This window comes from Streptomyces sp. PU-14G (assembly GCF_041028275.1).
GTDB lineage: Bacteria > Actinomycetota > Actinomycetes > Streptomycetales > Streptomycetaceae > Streptomyces.
This window is the reverse complement of record NZ_JASKYT010000007.1, coordinates 37,854-54,490: the sequence shown is the minus strand read 5'-3', so window position 1 is coordinate 54,490 and position 16,637 is coordinate 37,854. Positions and strand designations below refer to the sequence as shown.

The 16,637-nt window shown below is 70.3% G+C and carries 13 protein-coding genes; 1 reads left to right on the top strand and 12 read right to left on the bottom strand.

The features are described 5' to 3' along the window. Positions 1–263: 263 nt before the first annotated feature. The 12 genes from pgi to AB8Z75_RS01925 all read right to left on the bottom strand — a co-directional run bounded on the left by pgi (position 264) and on the right by AB8Z75_RS01925 (position 13,249). A complete protein-coding gene (pgi, locus tag AB8Z75_RS01980) occupies positions 264–1,919 on the bottom strand; it encodes a glucose-6-phosphate isomerase (protein WP_369199569.1) in 1,656 nt (551 codons plus the stop codon). A gap of 200 nt (positions 1,920–2,119) precedes the next feature. Then, positions 2,120–2,455 (bottom strand): RNA polymerase-binding protein RbpA, encoded by a 336-nt coding sequence (locus tag AB8Z75_RS01975; RefSeq protein ID WP_369199568.1) that lies wholly within the window; start codon positions 2,453–2,455, stop codon positions 2,120–2,122. Positions 2,456–2,665: 210 nt separating this feature from the next. Beyond that, entirely contained in the window at positions 2,666–2,899 is a 234-nt protein-coding gene (secG, locus tag AB8Z75_RS01970; RefSeq protein ID WP_369199567.1) for a preprotein translocase subunit SecG, read from the bottom strand. Positions 2,900–3,111: 212 nt separating this feature from the next. Beyond that, positions 3,112–3,888 (bottom strand): triose-phosphate isomerase, encoded by a 777-nt coding sequence (gene tpiA, locus AB8Z75_RS01965; protein ID WP_369199566.1) that lies wholly within the window; start codon positions 3,886–3,888, stop codon positions 3,112–3,114. A gap of 96 nt (positions 3,889–3,984) precedes the next feature. Then, positions 3,985–5,217 carry a phosphoglycerate kinase gene (pgk, locus tag AB8Z75_RS01960; protein WP_369199565.1) on the bottom strand — a complete coding sequence of 411 codons (1,233 nt, stop codon included), beginning with the start codon at positions 5,215–5,217 and terminating at the stop codon, positions 3,985–3,987. Positions 5,218–5,334: 117 nt separating this feature from the next. After that, positions 5,335–6,339, bottom strand: a complete 1,005-nt coding sequence (gap, locus tag AB8Z75_RS01955) for a type I glyceraldehyde-3-phosphate dehydrogenase (RefSeq protein ID WP_242750339.1) — start codon at positions 6,337–6,339, stop codon at positions 5,335–5,337. Between the two features lie 259 nt (positions 6,340–6,598). After that, a complete protein-coding gene (whiA, locus tag AB8Z75_RS01950) occupies positions 6,599–7,576 on the bottom strand; it encodes a DNA-binding protein WhiA (RefSeq protein ID WP_027736604.1) in 978 nt (325 codons plus the stop codon). Continuing rightward, on the bottom strand, positions 7,567–8,592 hold the full coding sequence (yvcK, locus tag AB8Z75_RS01945; protein ID WP_369199564.1) for a uridine diphosphate-N-acetylglucosamine-binding protein YvcK: 1,026 nt from the start codon (positions 8,590–8,592) through the stop codon (positions 7,567–7,569). The genes whiA and yvcK overlap by 10 nt, the downstream gene beginning before the upstream one ends. Positions 8,593–8,597: 5 nt before the next feature. After that, entirely contained in the window at positions 8,598–9,542 is a 945-nt protein-coding gene (gene rapZ / locus AB8Z75_RS01940; RefSeq protein WP_369199563.1) for an RNase adapter RapZ, read from the bottom strand. Between the two features lie 93 nt (positions 9,543–9,635). Next, entirely contained in the window at positions 9,636–11,771 is a 2,136-nt protein-coding gene (gene uvrC / locus AB8Z75_RS01935) for an excinuclease ABC subunit UvrC (RefSeq protein WP_369199562.1), read from the bottom strand. Positions 11,772–11,880: 109 nt separating this feature from the next. Then, positions 11,881–12,537, bottom strand: a complete 657-nt coding sequence (locus AB8Z75_RS01930; protein ID WP_369199561.1) for an MBL fold metallo-hydrolase — start codon at positions 12,535–12,537, stop codon at positions 11,881–11,883. Positions 12,538–12,547: 10 nt separating this feature from the next. Then, entirely contained in the window at positions 12,548–13,249 is a 702-nt protein-coding gene (locus tag AB8Z75_RS01925) for a maleylpyruvate isomerase family mycothiol-dependent enzyme (RefSeq protein ID WP_369199560.1), read from the bottom strand. Positions 13,250–13,456: 207 nt separating this feature from the next. Here AB8Z75_RS01925 and uvrA point away from each other — a divergent pair, with 207 nt between their 5' ends. Beyond that, on the top strand, positions 13,457–16,510 hold the full coding sequence (gene uvrA, locus AB8Z75_RS01920; protein ID WP_369199559.1) for an excinuclease ABC subunit UvrA: 3,054 nt from the start codon (positions 13,457–13,459) through the stop codon (positions 16,508–16,510). Positions 16,511–16,637: the final 127 nt, after the last annotated feature.

Sequence of the window (16,637 nt, the reverse complement as noted above, 5' to 3'; positions counted from 1 at the left end):
CCCTCACACGGCAACTCCCCCACCACCTCAGCCATGGCCGCCTGCACGAGCTGCCCCGACGGCGTGCGTCGTCTCCCCCCTGACCGTCCTCTTCCCGACCGTCCTCTTCGCTGATCGCCGGTTGTGTGTGGGTGCGCCACTCGATCGAGTGACCGGAGGGCATGCGGGAGGGGCGGAGACCCCGCCGGTCTCCGCCCCTCCGGGCAGCGTGTTCGGCTGTGCGAGACGTGCGCGCGGCAGCGCGCACTCGGCGCGCGGGCGCCTCAGGCCGTGCGCCCCCGCAGGGAGCGGTAGCGCTCGACCAGGGTGGTGGTCGAGGCGTCGAGGCCGGAGACGTCCGCGCCTTGGGTGAGGGCGGGTTCCAGGCGCTTGGCGAGGACCTTGCCGAGTTCGACGCCCCACTGGTCGAAGGAGTCGATGTCCCAGACGGCGCCCTGGACGAAGACCTTGTGTTCGTACAGGGCGACGAGCTGGCCGAGGACGGACGGGGTCAGCGCCGAGGCGAGGATGGTGGTGGTGGGGCGGTTGCCGGGGAAGGTGCGGTGCGGCACCTGGGCCTCGGGGGTGCCCTCGGCGCGTACCTCGTCGGCGGTCTTGCCGAAGGCGAGGGCCTGACCCTGGGCGAAGAGGTTGGCCATGAGGAGGTCGTGCTGGTCGCGCAGGTCGCCGAGTTCGGCGATGGGGTCGGCGAAGCCGATGAGGTCGGCGGGGATCATCTTGGTGCCCTGGTGCAGCAGCTGGTAGTAGGCGTGCTGGCCGTTGGTGCCGGGGGTGCCCCAGACGACGGGTCCCGTCTGCCAGCGCACGGGGTCTCCGCCGCGCGTGGTGGACTTGCCGTTGGACTCCATGTCCAGCTGCTGCAGGTAGGCGGTGAACTGGGACAGGTAGTGGCTGTAGGGCAGTACGGCGTGCGACTGGGCGTCGTGGAAGTTGCCGTACCAGATGCCGAGCAGACCGAGCAGCAGCGGCGCGTTGGACTCGAAGGGCGCGGTGCGGAAGTGCTCGTCCATGAGGTGGAAGCCGGCGAGCATGTCGCCGAAGCACTCGGGGCCGATGGCGACCATGAGGGAGAGGCCGATGGCGGAGTCGTAGGAGTAGCGGCCACCGACCCAGTCCCAGAACTCGAACATGTTGTCGGTGTTGATGCCGAACTCGGCGACCTTCTCCGCGTTGGTGGAGACGGCGACGAAGTGCTTGGCCACGGCCGAGGAGTCGCCGTCGAAGGCGCCGAGCAGCCAGGCGCGCGCGGCCTTCGCGTTGGTGATCGTCTCGATCGTGGTGAAGGTCTTGGAGGCGACGATGAACAGTGTCTCGGCCGGGTCGAGGTCGCGGACCGCCTCGTGCAGGTCGGCTCCGTCGACGTTGGAGACGAAGCGGAAGTCCATGTCGCGACGCGCGTAGGGGCGCAGCGCCTCGTAGGCCATTTTCGGGCCGAGGTCGGATCCGCCGATACCGATGTTGACGATGTTCTTGATGCGCTTGCCGGTGTGCCCGACCCAGTGCCCCTCACGCACCTTGGTGGCGAACGTGCCCATGCGGATGAGGACTTGGTGCACCTTGGGGGTGACGTTCTCGCCGTCCGTGCGCACGGTGGCGGACTCCGGGGTGCGCAGTGCCGTGTGCAGGACGGCGCGGTCCTCGGTGACGTTGATCTTCTCGCCGTCGAACATGGCGTCGCGCAGCGGTGCGACGCCCGCCGCCTCGGCGAGCTGCCGCAGCAGGCGCAGCGTCTCGTCGGTGACCAGGTGCTTGGAGTAGTCGATATAAAGATCGCCGACCCGCACGGTGTAGCGTTCGGCGCGCTCCGGGTCGTCGTCGAACAGCCGCCGCAGGTGCGTCTGGCCGAACTCCTCGCGGTGCTGGGACAGCGCGTGCCACTCGGGCATCTGGTCGAGCTGGGTGCGGCCTTCAGCGTTCATCAGCGAAATCAGCCCATTCCTCTCGTAATGATCCCCGCCGATCTCCAACCTAGACGATGGACGGCTCGGCCGCGGACCGCAGGGGCGGTGTGCGGCCGAGCCGTCCATCGTTCGGTGCTATGCGGGTGTGGCGCGGAGGCTGTGGGCTGGGGGTTGGCGCGGCGCGGCCTCGGGTACGGGCGGTGAGGCGGGCCGTGCGCTCAGATCTCCCCGCGGAGCTTGGCGAGCGCCTCGGCGAGGATCGCCTCGCCGTCCGCGTCGCTGCGCCGCTCCCGCACGTAGGCGAGGTGGGTCTTGTACGGCTCCGTACGCGGCGGGTCCGGGGGGTTGTCCTGGTCCTTGCCTGCGGGGAAGCCGCAGCGCGGGCAGTCCCAGGTCTCCGGGATGTCCGCGTCGCTGGCGAAGCTCGGCTGGGTCTCGTGCCCGTTGGAGCACCAGAAGGAGAGGCGGAGGCGGGGCGCGGACTCGCCTCGCTCGGCCTCGCCCATCGGCCCCGCTCCGACCCGGCTGCCCCGGATCGCGTTGCCACTTGCCACGGTCGTAACTCCTGCCTCACGGTGCTACGGAGCAGCGGTCCAAACGCGCGCTCCGCTGCGGGCGCCCTAGTGTACGTAGGGCCCAACGCGCGCCCGGTGACCGGAGTTACTGCGTCGGTACCGGACGCGAGCCCTCATGATAGGCAGGGGATGCGAGGCCCTGTCAGCCGTTGTGCAGGCGTCAACTGGCGATCAGCCGGGCGGGAGGCCTCACTTGAACTTCATCAGCAGGCCGAGCACGACGATGAGGGCGAACCACAGCAGGCCGACGACGACCGTGATCCGGTCGAGGTTGCGCTCGGCGACCGACGAACCGCCGACGGAGGACTGCATGCCGCCGCCGAACATGTCGGAGAGGCCGCCGCCCTTGCCCTTGTGCATCAGCACCAGCAGCAGCAGCAGCGCGCTGAAGACGATGAGGGCGATAGAGAACCCCATGACCACGGCTGGACCAACTCTCTCGGATCGTCGCTGAACACTTTCGGTTACAAAGTGCTTACGGGGCCGACGCGTGTGCCCCGGCCCCGTAAGCCTACGACGGGCGAGCGCCCCTCGTCACACGCTGCACAGGAGCGACGCGCCCGGTACGGGGGCGCGCACCTGCCGCGCAAGGATCTCACTGGTCGCGCCAGTACTTCACTGGTCGCGGAAGTACCTCACTGGTCGCGGAAGCGGATGATCTTGACGAACTCCTCGGCGTCCAGGGAGGCGCCGCCGACCAGGGCGCCGTCGATGTCGGGCTGCGCCATGATCTTGGCGACGTTGCCGGACTTGACGGAGCCGCCGTACTGGATGCGGACCTGCTGCGCCGTCTCCTCGTCGTACAGCTCGCCGATCCGCTGCCGGATCGCGCCGCAGACCTCCTGCGCGTCCTCCTCGCCGCAGACCTTGCCCGTGCCGATGGCCCAGACGGGCTCGTAGGCGATGACCAGCCCGGCCACGGACTCGGCGGCCACGCCCTCGAGGCCGCCGTCGACCTGGGCGAGGGTGTGGGAGACGTGGTTGCCCGCCTCGCGGACGGACAGCTCCTCGCCGACGCACATGATCGGGGTCAGCCCGTGCTTGAGGGCGGCCTTGACCTTGGCGTTGACGACCGGCTCGTCCTCGCCGTGGTACTGGCGGCGCTCGGAGTGGCCGATGGTGACGAAAGTGCAGTTGAGCTTCGCCAGCAGCGGCCCGGAGATCTCACCGGTGTAGGCGCCGGAGTCGTGCGCGGAGACGTCCTGGGCGCCGTACTTGATCCGCAGCTTGTCGCCGTCGACCAGCGTCTGCACGGAGCGCAGGTCGGTGAAGGGCGGCAGGACGGCGACCTCCACGGCCTCGTAGTCCTTGTCCGTGAGCGCGAAGGCGAGCTTCTGGACGTGGGCGATGGCCTCGAGGTGGTTGAGGTTCATCTTCCAGTTGCCCGCCATCAGCGGGGTGCGGGTGGCCATGCCCCTCCTTTGTTGTTCGCTTCTCCGCCCACGCGGCGCAGTGCGAGTTTCGTGGTTGACCGCGGCCCGGCAGCCGCGCGTGCGACGCTCACGGCGTCAGTCCTCCAGTGCGGCCAGGCCAGGGAGCGTCTTGCCCTCGAGGTATTCGAGGCTGGCACCGCCGCCGGTCGAGATGTGACCGAACGCGTTCTCGTCGAAGCCCAGCTGACGGACCGCGGCGGCGCTGTCGCCACCGCCGACGACCGTGAAGGCCCCGCTCCCCTCCGAGGAGGACGCGGCGTCGAGCAGGCCCTGGGCGACGGCCTTGGTGCCCTCGGCGAAGTCAGGGTGCTCGAAGACGCCCATCGGACCGTTCCAGAAGACCGTGGCCGCGTCGGCGAGCTTCGCGGCGTAGAGCTTACGGCTCTCGGGGCCGATGTCCAGGCCCTCCAGGTCGGCGGGGATCGCGTCCGCGGCGACCACCGTCGGGTCGGCCGGCGCCTTGGTCTTCAGGTCGGGGAAGTCGGCCGCGGCCACCACGTCGACGGGCAGCACGAACTCCACGCCCAGCTGCTCGGCGCGCTCCAGGTAGCCCTTGACCGCGGGGATCTGGTCCTTCTGCAGCAGCGACTTGCCGACCTCGTGGCCCTGGGCCGCGAGGAAGGTGTACGCCATGCCGCCGCCGATGACCAGCCGGTCCGCCTTGCCCAGCAGGTGGTCGATGACACCGAGCTTGTCGGAGACCTTGGCGCCGCCGAGGACGACGGTGTAGGGCCGCTCGACGTCCTCGGTGAGCTTCTTCAGGACGCCGACCTCGGTGGTGATCAGGTAGCCGGCCGCGTGCGGCAGGCGGGCCGGCAGGTCGTAGACCGAGGCGTGCTTGCGGTGCACGGCGCCGAAGCCGTCGCCCACGTAGGCGTCGGCCAGCGCGGCCAGTTCGTCGGCGAATCCACCGCGCTCGGCGTCGTCCTTGCTCGTCTCGCCGGCGTTGAAGCGGAGGTTCTCCAGCAGCGTGACCCCGCCGTCGGCGCTCTCGCCGACGGTGGCCTTCGCGCTGTCGCCCACCGTGTCGGTCGCGAACGCGACCTGCTTGCCGAGGAGTTCGCCGAGCCGTCGCGCGACGGGCGCCAGCGAGAACTGCGGGTCCGGGGCGCCCTTGGGGCGGCCCAGGTGGGAGGCCACGACCACCCGCGCGCCGTTCTCGGCGAGCTTGGTGATCGTGGGCACGGCCGCGCGGATGCGGCCGTCGTCGGTGATGGTGTCGCCGTCGAGCGGGACGTTGAGGTCGGCGCGGACGAAGACCCGCTTGCCGCTCACGCCGTCGGCGACGAGTTCGTCGATCGTCTTCATGGCTGGCTCCTGTGGCTCCAGTCGAGAGTGCAGGGGGTGTGCACCGGTCGGACGCGGCATGGGACAGGGCCCGTGCGCGGGGCACGAGCCCTGTCGTTCATCCGCGGCCGCCCGGACTCAGAGCTGGGAGCCGACGTAGCTGGTGAGGTCGACCAGACGGTTGGAGTAGCCCCACTCGTTGTCGTACCACCCGATGATCTTGGCCTGGTTGCCGTCGACCATCGTGAGGGAGGCGTCGAAGGTGCAGGACGGGGGCTGGTTGACGATGTCCGAGGAGACGATCGCGTCCTCGGTGTACTCCACGATGCCCTGCAGCTGACCCTCGGCGGCCTTCTTGAAGGCGGCGTTGACCTCGTCCTTGGTGGTCTCGCGCTTGAGGTCGAGCACCAGGTCGGTGACGGAGCCCGTGGGGACCGGGACGCGCATGGCGATGCCGTCCAGGCGGCCCTTGAGCTGCGGGAGGACCAGCGCGGTGGCCTTGGCGGCACCGGTCGTGGTCGGGATGATGTTCTCGGCGGCGGCCCGGGCGCGGCGCAGGTCCTTGTGCGGGAAGTCCAGGATGCGCTGGTCGTTGGTGTAGGCGTGCACCGTGGTCATCAGACCGCGCTCGATGCCGAAGTTCTCGTCCATGACCTTCGCCATCGGGGCCACACAGTTGGTGGTGCAGGAGGCGTTGGAGATCACGTTGTGCTCGGCGGCGTCGTACTTGTCCTGGTTGACGCCCATCACCACGGTGATGTCCTCCTGCTTGGCAGGGGCCGAGATGAGGACCTTCTTGGCGCCCGCCTCCAGGTGCTTGGCGGCGTCGTCGCGCTTGGTGAAGATGCCGGTGGACTCGACGACGATGTCGGCGCCCAGCTCGCTCCAGGGGAGCTTGGCCGGGTCCTTCTCGGCCATCGTCTTGAAGGTCTGCTTGCCGACGGTGATGGTGTCCTCGGTGTGGCTGACCTCGTAAGGGAGGCGGCCGAGAACGCTGTCGTACTTGAGCAGGTGGACAAGGGTGGCGTTGTCGGTCAGGTCGTTGACACCGACGATCTCGATGTCCGCACCCTGGTTCAGCAGCGCGCGGAAGTAGTTACGACCGATACGGCCAAAGCCGTTGATGCCTACGCGGATCGTCACGAACCGATCTCCTCGCTAGGTACGCCGGTACGGACACCGGCGAGTGCTGTTTGGGATGTCCCCGACCGAGTCCGACCCTACCTCTCCATCGGGGTGGGTCCCACATCGGCCGGGCGGGCCGGGCAGCCGCTCGAACCAGCCGCTCAGGCGAGCGTTTTCCCGCTCGTCGGACAAGCATTTCCGCGTGCGCGGAAGCGGCATTCCCCGCTCATCAGACGAGCATTCCACCGCTCTCCTGAGAAGCGTTTACCCCGGCCTTTCAGCCGACCATTTCCTCGGTCAGATTGGACTCGGTACCCGCAATTCCGAGGTCCTGCGCACGCTTGTCCGCCATGGCGAGCAACCGGCGGATACGGCCCGCCACCGCGTCCTTGGTCAGCGGCGGATCGGCCAGCGCGCCCAGCTCCTCCAGCGAGGCCTGCTTGTGCTCCATCCGCAGCCGTCCGGCGGCGGCCAGATGCTCGGGCACCTCGTCACCGAGGATCTCCAGCGCGCGCTGCACCCTGGCACCCGCGGCGACGGCCGCGCGGGCCGAGCGGCGCAGGTTCGCGTCGTCGAAGTTGGCCAGCCGGTTGGCGGTGGCACGCACCTCGCGGCGCATCCGCCGCTCCTCCCACGCCAGCACCGACTCGTGCGCGCCGAGCCGCGTCAACAGCGCGCCGATGGCGTCACCGTCACGGACGACGACGCGGTCCACACCGCGCACCTCGCGGGCCTTGGCGGCGATCTGCAGCCTGCGGGCCGCGCCCACCAGCGCCAGCGCCGCCTCGGGTCCCGGGCAGGTGACCTCCAGGGACGAGCTGCGCCCCGGCTCGGTGAGCGAGCCGTGGGCGAGGAAGGCGCCCCGCCAGGCGGCCTCCGCGTCGCAGGTGGCCCCCGAGACCACCTGCGGGGGCAGGCCGCGGATGGGGCGCCCGCGGCCGTCGACGAGGCCCGTCTGGCGGGCGAGCTGGTCGCCGCCGGCCACCACCCGCACGACGTAGCGGCTGTTGCGCCGCAAGCCGCTGGGGGCCATCACCACCAGGTCGGAGGAGTGTCCGAAGATCTCCAGGATGTCCTTGCGCAGCCGGCGGGCGGCGATGCCCGTGTCCAGCTCCGCCTCGATCACGATCCGCCCGCTCACCAGGTGCAGCCCACCCGCAAAGCGCAGGATCGACGAGACCTCTGACTTCCGGCAGCAGGTGCGGGTGACGGGAAGCCGGGAGATCTCGTCCTTCACCGCAGGCGTCATCGCCATGGGCCGATCCTTCCATGCATCCGAAAAATACGGTCGTACGCGGCGGCCAGCAGCTCCGGGTCGTGCCGGGGAGCTCCCCCAGCTGCCGCCACGGGTGCCAGCTCGACCTTTCCGCCGAGCTGATCGGCGGCCTCACTGAGGGAGTCCTGGTCGGGCACGGCATCCTGGTCGGCCAGCACCACGTCGAAGGTGAGTTTAGGGGCGTGTCGCCCCAAAACCTCCAAATGACGCTGCGGGGAAAAACCGTCCGTTTCCCCCGGTTGCGGAGCGAGGTTGAGTGAGAGGACCTTGCGGGCCTTCGTCTCGGTCAGCGCCTCCAGCAACTCGGGCACCAGCAGGTGCGGGATGACGGAGGAGAACCAGGAGCCGGGGCCCAGGACCACCCAGTCGGCGTCCAGCACCGCCTGCACGGCCTCCGGTACGGCGGGCGGGTCGGCGGGGACCAGGTGGACCTCCTGGACCTCACCGCGGGTGAGCGCCACCGTGGCCTGGCCGCGGACCGTGGACAGCTCCTCGGGGCGCGCCGGGTCGTGCCCGCGCACGCTGGCGCGCAGCTCCAGCGGCACCGCCGACATGGGCAGCACCCGGCCGTGCGCGCCCAGCAGCTTGCCGACCAGATCCAGCGCCTGCACGTGGTCGCCCAGCTGTTCCCACAGCGCGACGATCAGCAGATTGCCGACCGCGTGTTCGTGCAGCTCGCCCCTGCTTTCGAAGCGGTGCTGGATCACCTGCGCCCAGGTGCGGCCCCACTCGTCGTCCCCGCACAGCGCGGCCAGCGCCTTGCGCAGGTCACCGGGCGGCAGGACCCCCAGCTCGTCGCGGAGCCGACCGCTGGAGCCGCCGTCGTCGGCGACGGTGACCACGGCGGTCAGGTCCCCGGTGATGCGGCGCAGCGCCGTCAGCGACGCCGACAGGCCCATGCCGCCGCCGAGCGCCACCACCTTGGGCTGCTTGGAGGTGAGGCCGCGCAGTGCGCCGCGCGGCCCGGCCAGATGCCTCAGGCTCCTACGGGCCATGGGCGTCACTCACGCCCCATGTCACGGTGGACGACCACCGTCTCCACACCGCCGTCGGAGAGCCTGCGCGCCAGCTTCTCGGACATGGCGACGCTGCGGTGCTTGCCGCCTGTGCATCCCACGGCGACGGTCACGTACCGCTTGCCCTCCCTGCGGTAGCCGGCGGCGATCAGCTGCAGCAGCTCCGTGTAGCGGTCCAGGAACTCCTTGGCGCCAGGCTGGTTGAAGACGTAGTTGGAGACCTCCTCGCTGGTGCCCGTGTAGGGGCGCAGCTCGGGGACCCAGTGCGGGTTGGGCAGGAAGCGGCAGTCGACGACCAGGTCGGCGTCCACGGGCAGGCCGTACTTGTAGCCGAACGACATGACGGTGGCCCGCAGCTCGGGCTCCTCCTCGCCCGCGAACTGCGCGTCCAGCTTGGCGCGCAGCTCGTGCACGTTCAGGCTGGAGGTGTCGATCACCAGGTCGGCGTCGCCGCGCAGCTCCCGCAGCAGGTCGCGCTCGGCGGCGATACCGTCCACGATACGCCCGTCGCCCTGCAGCGGGTGCGGGCGGCGCACGGACTCGAAGCGGCGGACCAGCGCCTCGTCCGAGGCCTCCAGATAGACGATGCGGCGGGCGACGTTGTAGGTCGCCAGGTCGGCGAGCGACCCCTTGAGGTTGTCGAAGAAGTTACGGCCGCGTACGTCCACGACGACGGCGATCCTGGCCACGTTCCCCTGCGACCTGGCCCCCAGCTCGACCATCGTCGGGATCAGCTCGGGCGGCAGGTTGTCGACGACGAACCAGCCCAGGTCCTCCAGGCACTTGGCCGCGGTGCTGCGGCCCGCGCCCGACATCCCCGAGATGATCACCAACTCCGGGATCGTCGTACCCGCCGCCTCCTCCGGCTGCGCCGGCTTGAGCGTACTCACCACTGCTCCGTCTCCGCGCTGCTCACGTTCCGCGCTCATGCTGTCATCCCCCGAAATGTCGATCGTCGTACGGTGCGGCCTCACCGACCGTCCGGCGGCGGTCGCACGCACGTCGATCCCGGTGCCGTTCACTCACTCCTCTTCAACGATCTCACCGGTGGCCGTATTCACTGCCGGGCCGGCGGGCGCGCCCTCGGAGAGGGCGGCAGCGACCGTCTCGGCCGTCTTGCGGCCGATGCCCGGCACCTGGGAGATCTCCTCCACGCGGGCAGCCCGCAGCTTCTTGACCGAGCCGAAGTGCTTGAGCAACGCCTTCTTGCGGGTCTCCCCGAGCCCCTGGACGGCGTCCAGCGGGCTGCTGCGGAGCCGCTTGCCGCGCTTGCCCCGCTGATAGCGGATGGCGAACCGGTGGGCCTCGTCCCGCACCCGCTGGAGCAGGTAGAGGCCCTCGCTGGAGCGGGGCAGCACCACCGGGTCGCTGTCGCCCGGCAGCCACACCTCCTCCAGCCGCTTGGCCAGCCCGCAGACCGCCACGTCGTCGACCCCGAGCTCCTCCAGCGCCGCCTTCGCCGCCGCGACCTGCGGCTGGCCGCCGTCGACGACCACGAGCTGCGGCGGGTAGGCGAACTTCTTGGGGCGGCCCTCCTCGTCCCTGACGGCGCCCTGGGCGGGCGCGCCGTGCTCGGGCGCGGGCTCCGGCGACGGCTGAGGTGCGGGCTCGTGTGCGGGCTCGTGCACGGGCTCGTGTACGGGCTCGGCTTCGGGCCGCGGGTCGGGGGAGCCGCCCTCGGGGCCCGCCTCCAGCTCGCCGCCCAGCTCCTCCTCCGGCCACTCCCCGGTCTTCTGCTTCTCGACCAGATAGCGGCGGAACCGGCGGCTGATCACCTCGTGCATGGCGCGCACGTCGTCCTGGCCCGCGAAGGACTTGATCTGGAAGCGGCGGTACTCGCTCTTGCGGGCGAGGCCGTCCTCGAAGACGACCATGGAGGCCACCACGTCGTCACCCTGGAGGTGCGAGATGTCGAAGCACTCGATGCGCAGCGGCGCCGAGTCCAGCTCCAGCGCGTCGGCGATCTCCTCCAGCGCGCGGGAGCGGGTGGTCAGGTCGGAGGCCCGCTTGGTCTTGTGCAGCACGAGCGCGTGCTCGGCGTTGCGCTTGACCGTCTCCATCAGAGCGCGCTTGTCGCCGCGCTGCGGAATGCGCAGGCTCACCTGGGCGCCCCGGCGCTCCGAGAGCCACTGCGCTATCGGCTCCGCCGGCTCGGGCAGCGCCGGGACCAGCACCTCCTTGGGCACGCCTCCGCTGCCGCCACCCTCGGACGCGTCGCCCTGCTCGGCGCCGTACAGCTGCTGGAGCGCGTGCTCGACCAGCTCCGGGGTGCCGACCGCCTCCACCTTGTCGGTGACCCAGCCGCGCTGGCCGCGCACCCGGCCGCCGCGCACGTGGAAGATCTGGAGGGCGGCCTCCAGCTCGTCCTCCGCGACGGCGATCAGGTCGGCGTCGGTGGCGTCGGTGAGCACCACCGCGTTCTTCTCCATGGCGCGCTTGAGCGCGTCGATGTCATCGCGCAGCCGGGCGGCCCGCTCGTACTCCATCTCCTCGGCCGCCTCCTGCATCTCACGCTCCAGACGGCGCAGGTACGAACCGGTGTGGCCCGCCATGAAGTCGCAGAACTCCTCGGCGAGTTCGCGGTGCTCCTCGGGTGAGACGCGGCCGACGCACGGGGCCGAGCACTTGCCGATGTAGCCCAGCAGGCAGGGCCGGCCGATCTGCGCGGAGCGCTTGAAGACCCCGGCCGAGCAGGTGCGCACGGGGAAGACGCGCAGCATCAGATCGACCGTCTCGCGGATCGCCCAGGCCTGGCCGTAGGGGCCGAAGTAGCGCACGCCCTTCTTCTTGGGGCCGCGCATCACCTGGACGCGGGGGAACTGCTCGTTCATCGTCACCGCGAGGGACGGATAGCTCTTGTCGTCGCGGTACTTGACGTTGAAGCGGGGGGCGAACTCCTGGATCCAGGTGTACTCGAGCTGGAGCGCCTCCACCTCGGTGCCCACCACCGTCCACTCCACGGAGGCGGCCGTCGTCACCATCGTGCGGGTGCGCGGGTGGAGGCCCGCGAGGTCCTGGAAGTAGTTGTTCAGCCGCTGGCGGAGGCTCTTGGCCTTGCCGACGTAGATCACCCTGCGGTGTTCGTCACGGAAGCGGTAGACCCCGGGCGAGTCGGGGATCTCTCCCGGTTTCGGGCGGTAGGTGGAGGGGTCTGCCATACGTCACACCCTACTGGGGAGGGGTGACAGCGATCCTCGGGCGCACAGTCGTCGGCCGCGCGCCCGAGGGGTGCTCACACCGCCTGCTGCCGGGGCGTGAGGGCGCCTCCTACCAGCCCCGCTCGCGCCACTCCCCCAGCCGTGGGCGCTCGGCGCCGAGGGTGGTGTCGCCGCCGTGGCCCGGGTAGACCCAGGTCTCGTCGGGGAGTTGGCCGAACAGCTTGTCCTCGACGTCGTCGAGGAGGCGGACGAAGTTCGCGGCGTCACCGAAGGTGTTGCCCACCCCGCCGGGGAAGAGGCAGTCGCCGGTGAACAGGTGCGGATGACCGTGCGGGTCGTCGTAGATGAGCGCGATCGAGCCCGGGGTGTGCCCGACCAGATGCCGCGCCGTCAACTCCACCTCACCGACCCGCAGGGTGTCTCCGTCCTCGACGGGGACGTCGGTGGGCACGGGGATGGACTCGGCGTCGTACCGCCCCGCGTACGTGCGCGCACCGGTGGCGTCCACCACCTCGGCGAGCGCCTGCCAGTGGTCGCCGTGCCGGTGGGTGGTCACGACGGAGGCGATGCCGTCGCCCCCGATGAGCTCCAGGAGCGTGCCCGCGTCGTTGGCGGCGTCGATCAGCAGCTGCTGGCCTGTGGCCCGGCAGCGCAGCAGGTAGGCGTTGTTGTCCATGGGGCCGACGGCGACCTTGGAGATCATCAGGTCCCGCAGCTCGTGCACGTCCGCGGGTCCGCCGACCTGGACCGTTCCGGTGTATGGCATGGCTCTCACCCTAAAGGGAGGGCAGTGCCGGCAGAGGGCCCCTCGCCGAGAGGCCGCTGCCGGTCGTCCGGCCCGTGAGCCAGCCCACCAGCGCCACGGAGCTGCCCGCCACCACCAGCGGCCCCTCGGGCCCCTCCGTCTTCGCGCCGGTGCGCCAGGTCCTGCCGTCCTCCGCGCGCAGCTCCAGGGCGACGGGGATGTCGGGGTGGGCGAAGAAGCGGCGCGCCATGGTGGTCAGCTCCCGGTCCACGAAGGTGCCCGGGAGGTCCTGGAGCGTGTAGCCGATGCCGAGGTCGACGTGGTGCAGCTCGACCTCGATCCAGCGGCGGAACGGGAGGGAGGAGGCGAGATCGGTCACACCGTTGCGGAGGGTGACGGTGCGGTTCCAGTCCTCGTCGCCGAGCGCGGCGAAGGCGCTCTCCAGGCGGGAGGAGCTGACGCGCACGTCGTCGACGAGCTCGTCGAGGGAGCGGCGCGCGCCCTCCTCGATGTCGGCGTCGCGCGCTTGCGCACTGGCGTACATCGGCTCGCCCGCGAGCACGTTGACGAGGGCGTCGGCGTTGCGGGCGAGGTGGGCGAGCACGTGCCCCCTGGTCCAGCCCGGTAGCTGGGAGGGCTCGGTGACCTCGGGGGGATCCAGCTTGACGGTGGCGCTCAGCAGCTGCCCTGTCGCGGTCCGTGCGAGTTCGGCGTCGTGCGCAGGCGTGGTCATGATCCAAAGCTAGTGCGACCACTCGTTCGTGTGGAAGACGGCACGGAGGTGGCGAGGCCGCCCGCAATTCGAATGAACGTGCTATATGGTCGAGCGAGGCTCCCGCACCCGAAGCGCACGACACTCCGGGCGGCGCCGTCCTACTCTTGGTCGGGGACTCCCGCTCCGCTGCGGGCCCCCCTTCCCACATGAAAGGTGCCAACAGGCGTGGCCGACCGTCTTCTCGTCCGTGGCGCTCGCGAGCACAACCTGCAGAACGTCTCGATAGACCTCCCCCGTGACTCGCTCATCGTCTTCACGGGACTGTCGGGCTCGGGGAAGTCCTCGCTCGCCTTCGACACCATCTTCGCCGAGGGCCAGCGGCGTTACGTGGAGTCGCTGTCCGCCTACGCCCGGCAGTTCCTCGGGCAGATGGACAAACCCGACGTCGACTTCATCGAGGGCCTCTCCCCCGCGGTCTCCATCGACCAGAAGTCGACCTCGCGCAACCCCCGCTCGACCGTGGGCACCATCACGGAGGTCTACGACTACCTCCGCCTGCTCTACGCCCGGATCGGCAAACCCCACTGCCCCGTCTGCGGACGCCCCATCGCCCGCCAGTCGCCGCAGGCCATCGTCGACAAGGTGCTCGCCCTGGAGGAGGGCAGCCGCTTCCAGGTGCTCTCCCCACTGGTGCGCGAGCGCAAGGGCGAGTTCGTGGACCTCTTCAGCGAGCTCCAGACGAAGGGGTACAGCCGCGCGCGCGTCGACGGGGAGACGATCCAGCTCTCCGAGCCGCCCAAGCTCAAGAAGCAGGAGAAGCACACGATCGAGGTGGTCGTGGACCGCCTCACCGTCAAGCCCACCGCCAAGCGCCGGCTGACCGACTCGGTCGAGACCGCACTCGGGCTCTCCGGCGGCATGGTCATCCTCGACTTCGTCGACCTGGAGCAGGACGACCCGCAGCGTGAGCGGATGTACTCCGAGCACCTCTACTGCCCCTACGACGACCTGTCGTTCGAGGAGCTGGAGCCGCGCTCCTTCTCCTTCAACTCCCCCTTCGGCGCCTGCCAGGAGTGCACCGGCATCGGCACCCGGATGGAGGTCGACCCCGAGCTGATCGTCCCCGACGAGGACAAGTCGCTGGACGAGGGCGCCCTGCACCCCTGGTCGCACGGGCACACCCGGGAGTACTTCGGGCGGCTGATCGGCGCACTGGCCGACGCCCTCGGCTTCCGTACGGACATCCCCTGGGCGGGCCTGCCCGCGCGCGCCAAGAAGGCGCTGCTGTACGGCCACAAGACACAGGTCGAGGTCCGCTACCGCAACAGGTACGGACGCGAGCGCGCCTACACCACCGCCTTCGAGGGCGTCGTCCCGTTCGTCAAGCGGCGGCACTCGGAGGCCGAGACCGACAGCAGCAGGGAACGCTTCGAGGGCTACATGCGCGAAGTGAACTGCCCCGCCTGCGAGGGCACCCGGCTCAAGCCGCTGATCCTGGCGGTCACCCTGCAGGGCAAGTCCATCGCGGAGGTCTCCGCGATGTCGATCACCGAGTGCGCCGACTTCCTGCGCGAGATGACGCTCTCGGGCCGCGACAAGAAGATCGCCGAGCGGGTGCTCAAGGAGGTCAACGAGCGGCTGCGCTTCCTCGTCGACGTCGGCCTCGACTACCTCACTCTCAACCGCGCCGCCGGCACCCTCTCCGGCGGCGAGGCCCAGCGCATCCGGCTGGCCACCCAGATCGGCTCGGGACTCGTCGGCGTGCTCTACGTGCTGGACGAGCCGTCCATCGGCCTCCACCAGCGCGACAACCACCGCCTGATCGAGACCCTGGTACGCCTGCGCGACCTGGGCAACACGCTGATCGTCGTCGAACACGACGAGGACACCATCAAGGCCTCCGACTGGGTCGTGGACATCGGCCCCGGCGCGGGCGAGCACGGCGGCAAGGTCGTCCACAGCGGCCCGTTGAAGGAACTGCTGGACAACGAGGAGTCGCTGACCGGCGAGTACCTCTCCGGCCGCCGGGAGATCCCCACCCCGCAGGTCCGCCGCCCCATCGACCCGGCACGGCAGCTGACGGTGCGCGGCGCGCGGGAGAACAACCTGCGCGACGTCGACGTCTCCTTCCCGCTGGGCGTCTTCACCGCCGTCACCGGGGTCTCGGGCTCCGGAAAGTCGACGCTGGTCAACGACATCCTCTACACCCACCTGGCCCGTGAACTGCACGGCGCCCGCACGGTGCCGGGCCGCCACACGCGCGTCGAGGGCGACGACCTGGTCGACAAGGTCGTCCACGTCGACCAGTCCCCCATCGGCCGCACCCCGCGCTCCAACCCGGCCACCTACACCGGGGTGTTCGACCACGTGCGCAAGCTGTTCGCCGAGACGACGGAGGCGAAGGTCCGCGGCTACCAGCAGGGCCGCTTCTCCTTCAACGTCAAGGGCGGCCGCTGCGAGAACTGCGCGGGCGACGGCACCATCAAGATCGAGATGAACTTCCTGCCCGACGTGTACGTGCCCTGCGAGGTCTGCCACGGCGCGCGCTACAACCGGGAGACCCTGGAGGTCCACTACAAGGGCAAGAACATCGCCGAGGTCCTGGACATGCCGATCGAGCAGGCCCTGGACTTCTTCGAGGCAGTCCCCGGCATCGCGCGGCACCTGAAGACGCTCAACGACGTCGGACTCGGATACGTCAGGCTCGGACAGTCCGCGCCCACTCTTTCGGGTGGTGAGGCCCAGCGGGTGAAGCTCGCGAGCGAGCTCCAGCGGCGCTCCACGGGCCGGACCGTCTACGTCCTGGACGAGCCGACGACCGGTCTGCACTTCGAGGACATCAGGAAGCTGATCAGCGTGCTGGAAGGCCTGGTCGACAAGGGCAACTCCGTCATGGTCATCGAGCACAACCTCGACGTGATCAAGACGGCCGACTGGGTCGTGGACCTGGGCCCCGAGGGCGGCAACGGCGGCGGCATGGTCGTCGCGGAAGGAACGCCCGAGCAGGTCGCGGCGGAGCCCGCCAGCCACACCGGCAAGTTCCTGCGGGACATGCTCGGAGAGCGCGTCAGCGACGCGTCGTCGGCCTTGCCGGCGACGCGGAAGAAGAGGGCCACGGCTGCCGCTGCTTCCGCCGGAAAGGCTTCCGGCGGGAAGGCTTCCGCCGGGCAGGCTTCCGCCGGGAAGAAGACGGCAGCGGCGAAGGGGACAGGCAAGAAGGCCCCTGCTGCCGCGAAGAAGTCAGCAGGCACGAAGGCAGCGGCGGCGCGCAAGCGCTGACGGGGCCGGGCGCGGCCCGGCCCCGGAAGGCGGGATCCGCCCCGGAAGGGGCGGGTCCCGCCTTCGCTTTGGCGGCCACCTGCCTGGGCGGCTGCCCGCCGGTGCCGCCGCCCGGCCGGGCCGGGCC